This window comes from Pseudonocardia sp. WMMC193 (genome assembly GCF_021728735.1).
GTDB classification, from domain to species: domain Bacteria; phylum Actinomycetota; class Actinomycetes; order Mycobacteriales; family Pseudonocardiaceae; genus Pseudonocardia; species Pseudonocardia oroxyli.
In genome coordinates this window covers 6,528,160-6,544,483 of record NZ_JAKKDO010000003.1, presented here as the reverse complement: position 1 = coordinate 6,544,483, position 16,324 = coordinate 6,528,160, and the positions used below count along the sequence as shown (strand labels likewise).

General features: G+C 73.8%; 12 protein-coding genes. 6 read left to right on the top strand and 6 right to left on the bottom strand.

The features are described 5' to 3' along the window. The first annotated feature begins 106 nt into the window (after nt 1-106). Nucleotides 107-2,929, top strand: coding sequence for a ribonucleoside-diphosphate reductase subunit alpha (locus L3X23_RS33415; protein ID WP_237197562.1), 2,823 nt, complete (start codon nt 107-109; stop codon nt 2,927-2,929). Next, nucleotides 2,926-4,011: a ribonucleotide-diphosphate reductase subunit beta gene (locus L3X23_RS33410; protein WP_237197559.1), complete on the top strand. Its 1,086-nt coding sequence runs from the start codon at nt 2,926-2,928 to the stop codon at nt 4,009-4,011. Before L3X23_RS33415 ends, L3X23_RS33410 begins: the two co-directional genes overlap by 4 nt. Here L3X23_RS33410 and L3X23_RS33405 read toward each other — a convergent pair. From L3X23_RS33405 to L3X23_RS33390, 4 genes are read right to left on the bottom strand one after another with little or no spacing between them, the layout of a single operon-like run. Continuing rightward, the gene (locus tag L3X23_RS33405; RefSeq protein WP_237197557.1) at nt 3,971-5,377 is read right to left on the bottom strand and encodes an ATP-binding cassette domain-containing protein; all 1,407 of its coding nucleotides are present in this window, start codon (nt 5,375-5,377) and stop codon (nt 3,971-3,973) included. The genes L3X23_RS33410 and L3X23_RS33405 overlap by 41 nt on opposite strands. Beyond that, entirely contained in the window at nt 5,374-6,192 is an 819-nt protein-coding gene (locus L3X23_RS33400; protein WP_237197555.1) for an ABC transporter permease subunit, read from the bottom strand. Before L3X23_RS33400 ends, L3X23_RS33405 begins: the two co-directional genes overlap by 4 nt. Continuing rightward, nucleotides 6,189-7,118: an ABC transporter permease gene (locus L3X23_RS33395; RefSeq protein WP_237197552.1), complete on the bottom strand. Its 930-nt coding sequence runs from the start codon at nt 7,116-7,118 to the stop codon at nt 6,189-6,191. Before L3X23_RS33395 ends, L3X23_RS33400 begins: the two co-directional genes overlap by 4 nt. Nucleotides 7,119-7,131: 13 nt before the next feature. Further along, nucleotides 7,132-8,658: an ABC transporter substrate-binding protein gene (locus L3X23_RS33390; protein WP_308116976.1), complete on the bottom strand. Its 1,527-nt coding sequence runs from the start codon at nt 8,656-8,658 to the stop codon at nt 7,132-7,134. A 57-nt stretch (nt 8,659-8,715) separates the two neighbouring features. Between L3X23_RS33390 and L3X23_RS33385 the strand changes: the two genes are divergently transcribed. Next, nucleotides 8,716-9,465, top strand: a complete 750-nt coding sequence (locus L3X23_RS33385; RefSeq protein WP_237197549.1) for a trans-aconitate 2-methyltransferase — start codon at nt 8,716-8,718, stop codon at nt 9,463-9,465. Between the two features lie 106 nt (nt 9,466-9,571). Here the strand turns inward: L3X23_RS33385 and L3X23_RS33380 are convergent, their stop codons facing one another. Continuing rightward, on the bottom strand, nt 9,572-10,795 hold the full coding sequence (locus tag L3X23_RS33380; protein WP_237197547.1) for a S9 family peptidase: 1,224 nt from the start codon (nt 10,793-10,795) through the stop codon (nt 9,572-9,574). Between the two features lie 11 nt (nt 10,796-10,806). Beyond that, entirely contained in the window at nt 10,807-11,442 is a 636-nt protein-coding gene (locus tag L3X23_RS33375) for a hypothetical protein (RefSeq protein ID WP_237197545.1), read from the bottom strand. Nucleotides 11,443-11,569: 127 nt separating this feature from the next. On the opposite strand from L3X23_RS33375, the gene L3X23_RS36445 reads away from it, so the two are divergent. Genes L3X23_RS36445 through L3X23_RS33360 form a run of 3 tightly spaced genes read left to right on the top strand, consistent with a single transcriptional unit; the run spans nt 11,570 to nt 16,220 of the window. Further along, a complete protein-coding gene (locus L3X23_RS36445; protein WP_237197544.1) occupies nt 11,570-14,275 on the top strand; it encodes a LuxR family transcriptional regulator in 2,706 nt (901 codons plus the stop codon). After that, nucleotides 14,272-15,642: an MFS transporter gene (locus L3X23_RS33365; RefSeq protein WP_237197542.1), complete on the top strand. Its 1,371-nt coding sequence runs from the start codon at nt 14,272-14,274 to the stop codon at nt 15,640-15,642. The genes L3X23_RS36445 and L3X23_RS33365 overlap by 4 nt, the downstream gene beginning before the upstream one ends. Beyond that, nucleotides 15,639-16,220, top strand: a complete 582-nt coding sequence (locus L3X23_RS33360; RefSeq protein ID WP_237197540.1) for a DUF6790 family protein — start codon at nt 15,639-15,641, stop codon at nt 16,218-16,220. The genes L3X23_RS33365 and L3X23_RS33360 overlap by 4 nt, the downstream gene beginning before the upstream one ends. Nucleotides 16,221-16,324: the final 104 nt, after the last annotated feature.

Sequence of the window (16,324 nt, the reverse complement as noted above, 5' to 3'; positions counted from 1 at the left end):
CGCGTGCTCGGGGCCTCGAGGGAAGGCGCCACGGGCGGGCGCTCCCCAGGTCCTGCTCGCGTTCCCCCCGGCCTCGGCATCGGCCGAGCTCGCGAGGAGAGAGCGCATGGCAGCACCGGTACTGACACCCCCCGAGCAGCTCCGGGTGGTGCGCCGGGACGGCTCGACGTCGGAATTCGACGAGTCGAAGATCTCCGCGGCGATGACCAAGGCGTTCGTCGCCGAGGAGGGTCCGTCGGCGCGGGTCCGCCCGATCGTGGCGGAGCTGACCGCGGAGGTCGTCTCCGCGCTGCACCGCTTCCCCACCCCCGCGGTGGGGGTGGAGCAGATCCAGGACCAGGTGGAGCTCGTCCTGATGCGGGGCGGGCACCACAAGATCGCCCGCTCCTACGTGCTCTACCGCGAGGAGCACGCCCGGCTGCGCCGGGCGAGCGCGCCGGCGGCGCCGCCCACGCCGCACGTCGTCGGCAGGGACGGCACCCGCGCGCCCCTGGACTGGGAGCGGGTCGAGACGGTCGTCGGCGAGGCCGTGGCGGGGATCTCCGACGTCACCGCCGAGCCCGTGCTCGCCGAGGTCCGCCGCACCGTCTACGACGGCATGTCGATCACCGAGCTCGCGCAGGCCCAGGAGATGGCCGCGCGCACGCTGGTGGAGTCCGAGCCGAACTACTCGTTCGTCGCCGCGCGGCTGCTGTCGGACCGGCTGCGTGGGGAAGCGCTGCCGTTCCTCGGCCTGGAGACCCCGGCGGACCAGGCGGGCCTGGACTACCCCGGCTACTTCCGGGCGTACCTGGGCAAGGCCGTCGACCTCGGACTCGCGGACCCGGAGCTGGAGCTGTTCGACCTCGACCGGCTGACCGCGGCCCTCAAGCCGGAGCGGGACCTGGACTTCGGGTTCCTCGGCCTGCAGACCCTCTACGACCGGTACTTCCTGCACTCCGACGGCATCCGCTTCGAGCTCCCCCAGGCCTTCTTCCTGCGCGTGGCGATGGGCCTGGCCCTCCGCGAGATCGACCGCGAGGCCCGCGCGATCGAGTTCTACGAGCTGCTGTCGTCCTTCGACTTCATGGCCTCCACCCCGACGCTGTTCAACTCGGGCACCACCCGCGCGCAGCTGTCGTCGTGCTTCCTGACGACGGTGGAGGACGACCTGGACTCGATCTTCCGGTCCTACCGGAACAACGCCCTGCTCGCGAAGTACTCGGGGGGTCTGGGCAACGACTGGACCCCGGTTCGCGGGCTCGGTGCCCACATCCGCGGGACGAACGGGCGGTCGCAGGGGGTGATCCCGTTCCTCAAGATCGCGGGCGACACCACCGTGGCGGTGAACCAGGGCGGCAAGCGCAAGGGCGCCGCCTGCGCCTACCTCGAGACCTGGCACGTCGACATCGAGGAGTTCCTCGACCTGCGCAAGAACACCGGTGACGACCGCCGCCGCACCCATGACATGAACACCGCGAACTGGGTGCCGGACGAGTTCCTCCGCCGCGTCGAGGCGGACGCCGAGTGGACCCTGTTCTCGCCGAACGAGACCCCGGACCTGCACGAGCTCTACGGCGTGGAGTTCGCGCACGCCTACCGCGCCTACGAGGCGAAGGCCGAGCGCGGCGAGATCCGGGTGTTCCGGAAGGTCCGCGCCGTGGAGCTGTGGCGGCGGATGCTGACCGTGCTCTTCGAGACCGGACACCCGTGGATCACGTTCAAGGACCCGTGCAACCTGCGCTCGCCGCAGCAGCACGTGGGCACCGTGCACTCCTCGAACCTGTGCACCGAGATCACCCTCAACACGTCCGGGGACGAGGTCGCGGTCTGCAACCTCGGCTCGGTCAACCTGCTCGCCCACGTCACGCCGGACGGGCTGGACACCGCGAAGCTCGAGCGCACCGTCACCACCGCGGTCCGCATGTTGGACAACGTGATCGACATCAACTTCTACACGATCCCGGAGGCCCGCCGGTCCAACCTGCGACACCGCCCGATCGGCCTGGGGCTCATGGGGTTCCAGGACGCGCTGTTCGAGCAGGGCATCCCGTTCGCCTCGGACGCCGCCGTCGAGTTCGCCGACCGGAGCATGGAGCACCTCTCCTACTACGCGATCGCCGCCTCGAGCACGCTCGCCGGGGAGCGCGGCCGCTACGCGAGCTTCGACGGCTCCCTGTGGAGTCGGGGGATCCTGCCGATCGACTCGCTCCGCCTCCTGGACGCCGCCCGCGAAGGCGACGCCCTCGACGTCGACCGCTCCACGACGGTGGACTGGGAGGCCCTGCGAGAGCGGGTCACCACCCTCGGCATGCGCAACTCGAACGTGATGGCGATCGCCCCCACCGCGACGATCTCCAACATCTGCGGCGTGGGTCAGTCCATCGAGCCCCAGTTCCAGAACCTCTTCGTGAAGTCCAACATGTCCGGCGACTTCACCGTGATCAACCCGCACCTGGTCCGCGCGCTGAAGGACCGCGGTCTCTGGGACGAGGTCATGGTCTCCGACCTCAAGTACTTCGACGGGGCGCTCGGCGAGATCGACCGCGTGCCGGCGGACCTGAAGGCGCTGTACGCCACCGCCTTCGAGATCGAGCCGCGCTGGCTGGTCGAGGCGGCGTCCCGGCGGCAGAAGTGGCTCGACCAGGCGCAGTCGCTGAACCTCTACCTGGCGACGCCGAGCGGGCGCGCGCTCGACGAGTTGTACCGGCTGGCCTGGCACAAGGGCCTCAAGACCACGTACTACCTGCGTGCCCGGTCCGCCACCCACGTCGAGAAGAGCACGCTGCGCGGGACGGACGGCAAGCTGCGCGGCGTCCCGACCGTGCGCCCCGAACCCGGTGAGCGGCCCGCTCGCTCAGGAGGTGTGAGCGAGAGTGCCGTTCGCTACTCGGGAGCGGAACCCGCCGCCTGCCGGATCGACGACCCCGAGTGCGAGGCCTGCCAGTGACCACCCCATCGACCCTCGGCACCGCGAACCGGACGACCGGGCTGGAGTCCATCGACGCGGGCGCGGCCCGCATCGAGGCCGACGAGAAGCGGATGATCAACGCCCGCACCGACGTCAACCAGCTCCTCCCGCTCAAGTACCGGTGGGCCTGGGACAAGTACCTCGCGGGCTGCGCCAACCAGTGGATGCCCACCGAGGTCGCCATGCAGGCCGACATCGCCCTGTGGCGCTCCCCCACCGGCCTCACCGACGACGAGCGCACCATGCTCAAACGCAACCTCGGCTTCTTCGCCACCGCGGAGTCCCTGGTGGCCAACAACATCGTGCTCGCCGTCTACCGGCACCTCACCAACCCCGAGTGCCGCCAGTACCTGCTGCGGCAGTCCTTCGAGGAGGCCGTGCACACCCACACCTTCCAGTACGTCTGCGAGAGCCTCGGGCTGGACGAGGGCGAGCTGTTCAACATGTATCGCGAGATCCCGTCGATCACCGAGAAGGACGCCTGGGCACTGCGCCACACCCACGCCCTGTCCGACCCGGACTTCCGCACCGGCACCCCCGAGGCCGACCGCGCGTTCCTGCGCGACCTCGTCGCCTTCTACGTGGTGTTCGAGGGCATGTGGTTCTACACCGGCTTCGCCCAGATCCTCTCGCTCGGGCGCCGCAACAAGATGGTGGGCATCGCCGAGCAGTACCAGTACATCCTGCGCGACGAGTCGATCCACCTGAACTTCGGCATCGACGTCATCAACATGATCAAGATCGAGAACCCGCACCTCTGGACGGCGGAGTTCGCCGACGAGATCCGCGAGATGCTGCGCGAGGCCTGTGCGCTGGAGATCGCCTACGCCCGCGACACGATGCCCCGCGGGATGCTCGGGCTGTCGGTGGAGCTGTGCGAGCAGTACCTGCACTTCATCACCGACCGCCGCGCCGAGCAGATCGGCCTCGCGCCCCTGTTCGGCCGGACCGACAACCCGTTCCCGTGGATGAGCGAGGCCATGGACCTGAGGAAGGAGAAGAACTTCTTCGAGACCCGGGTCACCGAGTACCGGACGGGCGGCGGCCTGGACTGGGACTGAGCAGGCCGTCGGCCACCACGACCACCCGGTCGGCGACCGCGTCGACGGCCGGGAGGTCGTGGCTGATGACCACGACGGCGGTGTCCCCGGCGGCGCGCAGGGCGGCGAGCACCAGGCCGCGGTGCCGGGCGTCGAGCGCGCTGGTCACCTCGTCGGCGACCAGCACGGCGGGCCGGGCGAGCAGGGCGCGGGCCACCGCAGCACGCTGCAGCTGACCACCGGACAGGGTTCCGGGCCTCCGCGCGACCAGGTCCGGGGCCAGGCCGAGGCCGCCCAGCACCGCCTCGGCCTCCGCGCGGGCCGCGGCCGGGGCGAGGCCGCGCAGCAGGACGGCGGGCCGGGCCACCTGCTCGACGACCGGGCGGTGTGCGCGGAAGGTCGCCCGGGTGTCCTGGTGGACGTACTGCACCGCCCTGCGGTGCGCGCGTCGCCGCCGAGCGGGCAGCACCGTCCCGTCGACGGTGACCGTCCCGGTGGCCGAGACCAGGCCGGCCAGCGCGCGCCCCAGCGTCGTCTTGCCCGCCCCGGACCGCCCGACGACGGCGACGACCTCCCCCACGGAGACGTCCAGGTCGATCCCGCGCAGCACCGTCCGGCCCGCCCGGTCGGCGACCCGCAGCCCGCGCGCGCTCAGCCGCGGGGGCCCCGCCGGGGGGCGGGCCCGGTCCGGACCGGCCGCGGGTTCCGCAGCCAGCTCGGCGACGGGACCGCGCCGCACCACGCGTCCGCGGGACAGCTCGATCGCGGCCCCGCCCAGCCTGCGGGCGGCCGCGTGGTCGTGGGTGAGCAGGACGAGCGCCGTGCCCCGCGCACAGAGGTCCGTCAGCCGGTCCACCAGCTCGGCCGCGGTGGTGGGATCGAGACCGGAGGTGGGCTCGTCGAGCACGAGCACCGCCGGCTCGACGACCAGGAGCTGGGCCAGCGCCGCCCGCTGCTGCTGCCCGCCGGACAGCTGGTGCGGGAAGCGCCGCAGCAGCGAGGGGTTCAGCCGCGCGGCCGCGCACGCCTGCTCGACCCCCGACCGGCGCCCGGCCAGCTCGCGGAGCACCGCCCCGATCCGCCGTACGGGATCCAGCGCGTCGGCCGGGTCCTGGGGCAGGTAGACCACCGCGGGCCCCGGTGTCGGACGCGTGCGTCCGGACCGGGGGACTCGCGCGTCCGGGGTGGGGGACTCGCGAAGGGTGATCACGCCGGAGAGCTGCACGCCGAGGTTCGCCGCACCGGCCAGGGCCGCCCCGAGCGTGCTCTTGCCCGCACCCGAGTCCCCGAGCACCACGAGCGTCTCGCCGGCGGCGAGTGTGAGGTCGAGGGGCTCCAGCAGCACCGTCTCGCCCGCCCGCGCGGACAGGCCGGTCACCTCGATCATCGGGGGGACCGCCCGTCGGCCAGCAGGGTGAGGCCCGCGCAGAGCGCCACGAGGAACCCGACGGGCACCAGCACGGTCGCCGGCCGCAGGAACAACGCGGTGGTGTTCTGCTCGATGCCGACCGCCCAGTCGACGACCGACGGGTCGAGTCCCACCCCGAGGAAGTTCGCCGTGGAGAGCAGCCCGACGATGCCGGTCACCCGGGTGCTCGCGTCCACCAGGGTGGGGGGCAGGACCCGGCGGCCGGTCTCCACGAGCCGCACCCGCCACCACGGTTCGCCGACCATCGTCATGGTCTCGACCGTCGCCAGGGTCGCGGGGGCGGCCGCGGCGCCGCGGACCAACCGCACGATGTAGGGCAGCTGGACCAGCGCGACCGCCACCACGAGCCACACCACACCGCGCCGCCCGGTCGCGGCGAGGACCATCAGGACCAGCAGGGAGGGCAGCGCGAGCACGACGTCGAGCAGGCCGATCGCGAGGCCCTCCACCAGTCGTCCGCGGGCGGCCACCACCAGCCCGATCGGCACGGCGACGGCGTAGGCGAGCAGGAGCGCCGCGAGGGTCAGCGCCACGACGGTCGTCCCGCCCGCGAGCGTGGTGGCGAGCAGGTCCCGGCCCAGGATGTCCGTGCCGAGCGGGAGCCCGGGCGCGGCGGGCTGCAGCGGGACCCCGCCCGGCGTGGTCGAGCGGCCCGAGATCCGGTTCAGCAGCGGCCCGAGTGCCGCGACGGACAGCGGCCCGGCCAGCAGCACCCACCCCGCCCCGGTCCCGGCGCGGCCGAGCCGCCCGCGGTCGACCGCACGGGTGCTCACAGTCGCACCGCCTGTGGGACGAGCCGGGCGGAGGCGAGGTCGGCGACCAGGTTGACCAGCACCGTCGTCACGGCGAAGAGCAGGGCGTAGGCCTGCACCACCGGCAGGTCCCGGTTCTGCACGGCCGAGACGAACCCGGACCCGATCCCGGGCATCGCGAACAGCGCCTCCACCACGAGCACGCCGCCGAGCAGCCCGTCGACGGTGCGGGCGACCTGCTGCAGCGACGGCACGACGGCGCCGGGGAGGACGTGGCGCAGCAGCAGGGTCCGCTCCCCCAGCCCGAGCCTGCGCAGGTGCGTGACGTGCGTGGCCCCGGCCGCCTCGACGACCCCGATCCGGACCTGTCTGGCCAGCCGCCCGAGCTGGTTGGACACGAGGATCGTGACGGGCAGGACGAGCATCGACACCGTGAGCCCGGACAGCCCGACCGTGCCCGCCCCGGTGGCGGGCAGCCAGCCCAGCTGCAGCGCGAAGACCGCGACGAGCAGCAGCCCGAGGGCGAAGTCCGGCACGGCCTGGGCGACCGTCGTGGTGGCCGTGATCAGGCGGTCCGCGACGGAGCCCGGGCGCCGCCCGGCGGCGCAGCCGAGCGCCACCGCGAGTGGCACCAGGATCACGACGGCGAGGACCGCGAGCAGCAGCGTGAGCGCAAAACGTGCGCCCAGGTCCTCCACGACCGGGCGACCGGTGGCCAGCGACGTCCCGAGATCCCCCCGGAACAGCCCCCCGACCCAGGCGCCGAAGCGCTCCCACACGGGCCGGTCCAGCCCGAGCTGCACCCGCAGCACCTCGATCTGCTCCGGCAGCGCGAGCGGGCCGAGGACGACCTCGGCGGTGTCCCCGGGCAGGAACGTGGTGAGCGCGAACACCGCGACCGTGACGGCCGCGAGCTGCCCGAGCGCGATCGTGACCCGCAGTCTCACCCCCACATCCCGATCACCCCAGGGACACCTTCGAGAAGTTCGCCCAGTCCGTGGTGTTGGGGCGGTGGCCGTCGAGGCCGTGCACGTCCGCGTTCGCCCCCACGATCCAGTCACTGACACCCCAGACGGGCGTGGCGATCTCGTCGTGCACGAGGGTCATGGCCTGTCCGATCGCGCTCGCGCGGGCGGCCTCGTCCGGCTCGGCCGTCGCCCGGGCGTAGAGCCGGTCGATCTCCGGGTTCGCATACCGGGCGAAGCCGTTCTCGAAGCGGCTGCTCAGGATCCCGGTGGCGATCCATTGTGGGATCGGCAGCGTCCCCGTCCGTCCGAAATGGAAGGTCGCGGTCTTGCGCACGTCCGCGAAGTAGGTCTCCGGCGGGACCGTCCGGACCTGCACGGTCAGCCCGATCTCCGCGAGCTGCGCGACGACGAGCTGGGTCGCGCTCTGCCAGGACGGGTCCGTGACGCCGGTGGCCAGCTCCACCGTGGACACCCCCGTCTCGGCGACCAGCGCCTTGGCGCGGTCGAGGTCCCGGGTCCGCTGCGGCACCGCCGTCGGGTAGTACTGCAGACCCGTGCCGAACATGTCGTTGCCGGGGGTGCCGCGGCCCAGGAGCGCGACTCGGGCCAGGGCGTCCCGGTCCAGACCGAGCACCAACGCCTCCCGCAGCCGCGGGTCGCCGAACGGGGCGCGGTCGTGCTTGACCCACAGGAACTGCGAGGCGGCGGCGGGCGCGGCGAACACCTGGGCACGGGAGTCCGCGCCGAGCTGCTGGGCGCTGGTGGCGCGGATGTCGTGGGCGTACTCGATCTGCCCGGACAGCAGCGCGCCGATCCGCGCGCTCTCGTCGTTGATCGGGAGGAACTCCAGCTCGTCGAGCGGCGGGGCGCCGTCCCAGTAGGCGTCGTTGCGGGCGTAGAGCGCGGGGCCGCCGGGGGTGAACGAGACGAACCGGAAGGGGCCGGACCCGACGGGGGCGCTGAAGTCCGTGGTGCCCTCGGGGACGATCTCGGCGCCGTAGGACCCGAACGCGACGGGGAACAGGAAGTTCGGCGCGCCGAGGACGATCTCCAGCTCGGTGTCGCCGACCGCCCGGCTGGCGGCGAAGTCGATGCCGGAGAACAGCGGGGCCGCGGTGGCGGTCGTCGCGGGGTCCGCGATGCGACGGTAGGTGTAGAGCACGTCCGCGGACCGGACCGGGCGGCCGTCGTGGAAGGAGGCCGGTCTGAGCCGGACGTTCCAGCGGGTGCCGGTCGCGTCGGACTCCCAGGACTCGGCCAGCCGCGGCGTGCAGGACATGTCCTGGTTCCACCGGCCGAGGGTGTCGAAGCAGGCCTTGGCGCGCGCCTGGTCCGCGAACTGCGGCAGGACGTGCGGATCCAGCTTCTCCTGCGAGCCGCCCGCCACGAACGCCGCCCGAAGCCTGCCGCCCCGCTGCGCGGTCTCCGCCCCTCCCGCGCAGGCGGGGAGGACGCCCACGGCGCCGAGGGCGCCCAGACCGGCGAGCAGGGTCCGGCGCGAGATCATCGTCGACGACACCGGGGCAGCGTAAACTGTGATAGTTGAACAGACCGTCATATGTCAGGGGAGTCACCTTTGTCCCTCACCCGCGAACGCGCGCTCTACTGGCTCGAGCGCTGGGACCACCAGCAGGAGCACTACATGCCTGATCGCGAGGAGCGGTTCGCCGTGATCGCGGACGTCGTGATGGAGCGGGTCGCCCGGCCGGATCCGCTGGTCGTGGACCTGGGGATCGGGCCCGGCTCGCTCGCCGTCCGGCTGCTGGAGCGGATCCCGGGGGCGCGGGTCGTCGGAATCGACGCCGATCCGCTGCTGCGCGGCCTCGCCGACCGCGCGTACGGCTCGGACCGCCTGCGGACCGTGGCCGGTGACCTGCGCGAGCCGGGCTGGTTCGCCGCGCTGGGCCTGGAGCGGGCCCCGGACGCGTTCGTGTCGACCACCGCGCTGCACTGGATGAACCGTGAGCCGCTGCGCGCCCTGCTCGCCCGCTGCAGGGCGGAGATCGCCCCCGGCGGCGTGTTCGTCAACGGCGATCACCTCTACGAGTCCCCGCAGCTCGACGCCCTGACCCGGGCACTGACCGCCCGGCGCCGGCAGCGCGTCGGGAGCGACCGCCCCGAGGACTGGGAGGCCTGGTGGCGCGCGGTCGACGCGGCCCCCGAGCTGGCCGAGCTCGTCGAGCGGCGGGCCGGCGGGTTCGCGCACACCGTGGAGGACAGGGCGACCGTGCACGATCACCTCGCGTTCCTGCGCGAGGCGGGGTTCGCCGAGGCGGGCACGGTGTGGCAGGTCGGGGACGACCGGGTGGTCGTCGGGCTCAGCTGAGAACGGCCCGATCGGACCCGGCTCACGCGCCGGTGTTCGGTCGGGCCGCCTCGACGCCGGTGACGCCGGCGGCGAGGCCCGCGAGTCGATGCGGGCACGTTGCCGTTCAGCGGCCCGTCGCCGCACCGGTCAGGTGCGCCGTCAGCCACGAGAACATCCGGGCCTGGGTGAGCCCGGGGGCGAGCGGCTGGCAGTGCTCGTCGGCCCCGTCGGCCGCGGTGAACCGGACGAGCTCGTGCTCGGCGGGCAGCAGGTCCGCGAGCTGCGCGGACTGACCCGGCCAGAACTGCTCGCCCTCCGGGTCGGTGAGCAGCAGCGGGGTGGCGATCCGGTCGGCCACGTCCCTGAGCTGGTAGCCGCGCACGGCGGTGAACAGGTCGTAGGGATCGTCGATCCCGTAGGGCCTGGCCCGGAACGCGAACGTCCGCGCCGTCGCCGGGTCCCCGCCGACCTGGGACATGTAGTGGTCGAACAGGTCCCGCTGCCCCGAGTCGAGCAGCCCCACCAGCTCCGGCGGGAGCTGCGCGGTCCACGAGGTGGACACGTCGACCACCCCGGGATCGGCGACCGCGGCCACGAAGCGGTGCTCGAAGGCCAGCGCGCGGGGCAGCCAGTAGCCGGCCTGGCTGATGCCGTAGGCGGTGAGGGCGGCCGCGTCGACGTCGGGCCGGGCGACGAGCGCGTCGACGACCGGGGTCAGCACGGCCTCCCAGTCCGGCCGGAAGGGGATCTCCCGCTCGAACAGCATCGACTGCTGGCCGGGACCGTCGTAGACGACCGCGTTCCAGCCACGGGCGAGGGCCCCGGCGACCCCCGCGGCCCACATGGTGCTCAGCGAACCGTCGGAGCCGTTGGTCAGGACGAGGGTCGGCCGGGCGGCTCCGGAGGAGTCCGGACGCAGCAGGTACGTGGGCAGGGTGCTGCCCTCGTAGGGCACGTCGAGACGCAGGTGCCTGCCGGCCGAGGCGTCGATCATGGCGTCCCAGCAGCTGCGGGAGCGACGGAACGTCGGGAGCAGGACGGCGTCCGGGTCCGCCAGGCCGTCGACCGCGCCCAGGGCCCGGGAGTAGGCGCCGGAGGCGGACAGCCACGCCCACCCGACGGCCTGCGCGTCGGTCAGGGTGGGGGCGAGCGCCGCGAGCTGGTCGCCGCGCGCGGTCCAGGCGTCGAACCAGCTCTGCCGGTCGCCGTCGGTGATCCGGGCGGCCGTGGCCAGCCACATGCCGGGGTCGCCGACGCCGTGGGCGGTCTCGCCCAGGGCGCAGCGGAACTCGAAGTCGAAGTCCGTGTCGGAGAAGAACGGGGTGACGGTGGGGACGGTGGCGGTCATGGCGGGGCTCCTCAGCGGGCGGTGGTGGACGAGGCGGTGACGCGGTCGGGGTAGGCCTGGGTGAACTTCACGGTCCACACGAGGACGGCGATGGGGACGACCCAGTTCAGGGCCAGGTCGAGCAGGTGCGGGGACTCGCCCGTGGGGAGCGCGTCGAGCGCGGCCACGGCGAGGGCGCACAGCCCGACCACGGTGATCGCCACGCCCCAGGTCGCCGACAGGACCCGGTTGATCCGCACGAAGACCGGCGAGGTCCAGGCCTGCGGCGGCAGGTCCTTCTTGGCGTACCCGGCGGTGAACGGCCACGCGGTGGACGTCGCCAGGATCAGCAGCCCGAGCACGACCCCGACCAGCGGGCGGCCCCACTGGTAGAGCCAGAGGTCCACCTCCGGCCCGCCGGTGAACCCGACGACGGCCATGACGGCGAACAGCCCGCCCGAGTAGAGGTTGAGCTGCGTCGGGATGCTGCGGGCGCGGTCCCAGACCAGCGAGGTCGCGGTCATGGCCAGGGCGATCAGGGCGCTCCACGCCACGCCGTCCGCGGCCAGGCGCTGAGCGACGAACGTGAAGGCGATCCAGGGCAGGAAGCCCGCCACGACGGCCAGCGGGTTCATGCCTTTCGACGACGACGTCTCCTGTGACGACATGGGGTGCTCCTCGGGTCTCGGTGACTCCGACGGTGCCGCCAGGCGGCATCCGGAACATCCGCCATCCGACAGAGATACCCCAAACCGATCACGCGGGCGGCGGCCTGCGCTCCTTACGCTTCGCAGCGTGCAGAGCGCCGACACCGTGCGTCCGGACGCGCTCGGTGCCCTGCGGGACACGGTCGCGGCGATGGCGGACGGCCGCGGCCCGCAGCGGGTCCTGCTGCTCACCGGTGCTCCCGGCGCGGGGAAGTCCACCGCGCTCGACGGGCTGGGCCGCATGCTGGGCGAGCGCGGCGTGCGGGTGTACCGGGTGGTGGCGGACGAGATCGGCAGGCGGCGCCCGTTCGGCCTGGTGTCGAGCCTGCTCGGCTTGGCCGAGCACTACCCGCCGCGCGCCGACACGGTGTCGGAGGTGCTGGAGGTCGTGGAGGCGCTGTGCGCCGACGGGCCCGTCGCGCTCTGCGCCGACGACGTCCACCACGCCGACGCCGACTCGCTCGACCTGCTCGGGCGGCTGGCGGGCGCGGTCCGCGACCTTCCGCTGTCGCTCCTCCTGGCCCGTCGTGCGCTGCCCGTACGCGAGGCCCTCGAAGCGCTCGCGGCCCGGCCGGACGTGCGCAGCGTCGAGGTCACCGGCCTCGACCCGGGGGGCCTGGACCGGCTCGCCCACCAGCGCCTCGGCGCCCCACCCGGCCCGGAGCTGCGGGCGCTGCTCGCGGTCACCGGGGGCAACCCGTTCCACGCCGGCGTCCTGCTCGACGACCTCGACCGCCAGGGTCGGCTCGCCCGGGCCGACGGGACGGTCTCGGTGCGCGGGGGCGGTGAGGCCGTTCCCACCTCGGTGCAGGCGAGCGTGCGCGCCCACCTCGCGCTGCTCGACCCCACCGCCCGCGACCTCGTTCAGCTGCTGGCCGTCTGGGGCCGCCCGGCCGCCGTCGACCAGCTGGCCGCGGTGAGCGGCGGATCGGCCGTCGCCGTCGTCGGCGGGGTGCAGTCGGCACTGGCCGCCGGGGTCGTGCGCTGGACCGACGACGAGGAGCTCGCCTTCCGTCACGACCTGTTCCGAGACGTCCTGTACGCCGACCTGGCCCCGCCGCTGCGGACGCTCCTGCACCAGGCGTGCGCCGCGGAGCTGCAGGCGACCGGCGGGATCTCCACCCAGATCCTGCAGCACACGAGCGGCGCGGCCGATCCCGCTTCGGGGCCCACCCCCGCCGCCGACGCCCTGCGGATCGCGGCCACCGATCTCGCGCACGCCCCGGCGCAGGCCGCGGACCTGCTCGCCGACGCCGCCGAGCGGCACGGGGACGGCCCGGAGGCGGACGCCATCGCGCTGGCCAGGGCCGGGGCGCTCGCCGCCGCCGGACAGATCGGGGAGGCCGAGCGGATCGCGCGCGAACGCCTCGGCCGGGAACGGGATCCCGCAGTCGGCTACGACCTGCTCCGCGTCGGCCTGCACGCCACCGTCAGCGGCGCTCACGTCGACGCCGCCCTGGACACCATCGACCGGTACCTGGCCACCGGCAGACCGGAACCCGAACGCACCGCATTGGGCCATCTCCGCCGCTGGGTCGAGGTGCTCGAGGGGCGCGGCGCCGTGCAGCCGGCCGTGCCGCCCGGCGTACGCAGCGGGGCGGCGCTCGTTCCCGCCGCCATGGACCACTTCCTGGCCGCGCGCTGCGAGACCGCTCGTGAGCTCGCCGTCGACGCCGTCGCGGCGCGCGAGACCGCGGGCTCGCCACCCTGGGCGGACGGCGCGACGGCCCCGCTCTGGCCCGCCTGGTTCACCCTCTACGCCCGGGGCCCGGACGCCGCCCGGGCCGTGTCGATCGAGGCCCGCAGGCACGCCCAGGAACGAGGGCGGGGCTGGCTCAACCCGCTGCACCTGTTCGTCGCCGCGGAGATCGACCGCGTCGCGGGGCGCTGGGACGACGCCCTCGCCGAACTCGACACCGGCCTCGAGGCGGCCGCACTCACCGGCGTCGGCTGGCTCTCCCGCGCAACGGGTGCCGCACTGCAGATCCGGATCCGACGCGGCGAGCTGGACACCGCCGAGACCGTGCAGCAGCGGTGGCGACTGCGCGGTCTGCCGGAGGAGTTCGGGCTCCCGCTCACCACCCTGACCACGGTCCTGCTGGCCGAGGCCCGGGGCAGGCACGCGGACGTCGTCGGGCTCGCGCGGGACTCCTGGACCGCGACGCTCGACGACGGCCGGCTGCTCTGGGCGCTGCTCGCCGGCCCCGACCTCGCGCGGCTGGCCCTCGACGCCCACGACCGCCCGCTGCTGCGTCGCCTGGTCGCCGACACCGCCGCGGTCCCCACCGAGGAGGCACTGGCGCTGGCCCCCGCGGCCGACCTGGTGCGCGCGATGGCGGACGCCGATCCGGACCTGGCCGCTGCCGCCGCGGCGGCGTACGCCCTGCGCGGCCACACCGCCGGCGAGCTGGGCGCCTGGGAGGAGGCCGCGGTGGCGGCCGCGACCTGTGGCGACGGCGAGCGCGCACGCGAACACGCCCGCCGCTGCACCGACCTCGCCCACGCGCTCGGGGCGGCGGGGACGGTGCGCAGGCTCACCGCGCGGCTGCGCCGCCACGACGTCCGGCTCGGGGTGTCCGGCGCCCGGCGCCGCCCGTCGTCGGGCTGGCAGAGCCTGACGCCGACCGAGCTGCAGGTCGCGGAGCTCGTGGGGAAAGGCATGACCAGCCCGCAGATCGCCGCCCAGCTCTACATCTCGCCGCGGACCGTGCAGACCCACATCTCCCACAGCCTGCGCAAGCTCAACCTGCGCTCCCGGGTGGAGCTCGCGACGACCGTGACGGCGCAGCGATGAACCGGACGGCGGGCCGGGCGGGTGTCTTCACCTTCTTCGTCGACCAGTTCGACATCTATCTGCCGGTGCTGGTCCTCGCCCCGGTCGCGGCCTACTTCCAACCGGCCGGGCTGTCCCCCGCCACGACCTCGGTGCTGGCCACAGCCGTCTTCGCGGCGACGCTGGTCACCCGCCCCGTGGGCGCCGCGCTGTTCGGCGTGCTCGCCGACACCGCCGGGCGCAAGCGGGCGACGCTCCTGGCCGTCGCGGGCTCCGGGACGGTCACCCTGCTGATCGCCGCGCTGCCCGGGGCGGCCACGATCGGTGTCGGCTCGATCGTCGCGCTGATCGTCCTGCGGGCGGTCAACGGTGTGTTCCTCGGCGGCGCCTACACCGCGGCGATCCCCCTCGCGCTGGAGTGGAGCCCGCCGCGGCGCCGCGGGCTGCTCGCGGGGTCCCTGCTGGCGGGCTCCCCCGCCGCCTACGCGGTCCTCGCCGCGCTGACCCTGCTGCTCGTCGAGGTCATGCCCGTCGCCGGGCCCGACTCGGCCTACGCCCAGTGGGGGTGGCGGATCCCGTTCCTGATCGGGGGGCTGCTCACCGTCCCGGTGTTCCTGCACGTCCACCGCTCGGTGGAGGAACCGGCGACCGCCCGCAGCCGCGGCCGCTCGCCGCTCGTCGAGCTGCTCGTCGGACCGCACCGGACCCTGCTGGCCCGGGCGTTCGTGCTGATGACGGGCGTGTGGCTGGCCAACAACATGACCAGCGCCGTGCTGCCCGGACTGCTGCGCAGCCACGTCGGGCTGAGCCCGGCGCAGACCTCGGTCGCGATGATGGTCGAGTCCCTGGCGCTCGTCGTCGCGTTCCCGCTGTTCGGTGCGCTCTCCCAGCGCCTCGGCAGGCGCCGCTTCTACCTGCTCTACGGCCCGGGCATCGCGGTCCTGGGCGGCGGCGCCTACGCGGCCGTCCTGACGTTCTCCGGCAGCCTCGGCGGGACCGTCCTGCTGACCGCGCTGGTCGGGCTCACCACGATCGGCACGTTCGGACCGGTCGCGGCCTACCTGACCGAGCTGTTCCCCGCCCCGATCCGGGCCACCGGGTTCGGCGTCGGGTACAGCCTCGCCCTGGTGGTCCCCGCGTTCTACGCCTTCTACCTCGCCGGGCTCGGGGCCTTCCTGCCCGCGCCGTACGCACCGATCGCGCTGCTCGCGGTCGCCGGGGCGCTCGTCACCGCCGGCGCCGCGCTGGGACCGGAGACCCGAGACGCCGTGCTGAACGTCCGCCATCACGCCGATGCCGAACCGAGTGAGGTGGCGGATGTCTCCGAGCCCCGCGGCGGCGACGCTTCAGGGGTCGAGAACGAGACCCCACCGAGGAGCACCCCGTGAACACCGGCCCCGTCGCCCAGACCATCGCCTTCCTGATCGGCAACTACATGACCACGCTGTTCGTGGTCGGGCTGCTCGTCGCGGCCGTGAAGATCCTGCGCGGACGCCGGGGGCACTCGCCCGTCGCGATGTCCGGGCTGTTCCTGAACTCGTTCGTCTTCTGGGCGATCGGCGTCGCCCAGGTCGTCAACTTCGTGATGCACTCCGTCTTCGGTGACTACGCCGCGAAGACCATCGGGTGGGCGCAGAGCCCCTTCCAGCTGGAGCTGGCCCTGAGCAGCCTGGGCATCGGCGTCGCAGCCTTCATCCTGGCCTCGCCGCGCAGCACGTTCCGCGGCAAGGTGGCGCTGGTCGTCGCGACCGTGATCTTCGGCTGGGGTGCCGCGGCCGGACACGTCTACCAGATCCTGGTCGACCACGACTACGCTGTGAACAACACCGGCCTGCTGCTCTTCTCCGACATCGCGATCAACGCGATCGGCCTGGCGTTCGTGCTCTGGCACGCGGTGACGTTGCGCCGGGGCCAGGCCGAGCACACCCCCCTCGCCCGCACCGACGCCCTCGTGACGAGCAGGTAGCGACCGATCGGGGCGCTCCCGGCCGACACCGTCGGTGCGGGAGCGGCCTGCTGAGCCGGTGCCGTGCCTCGCCGATCTCAGAGGCCCGGGGACCCGCCGAGCGC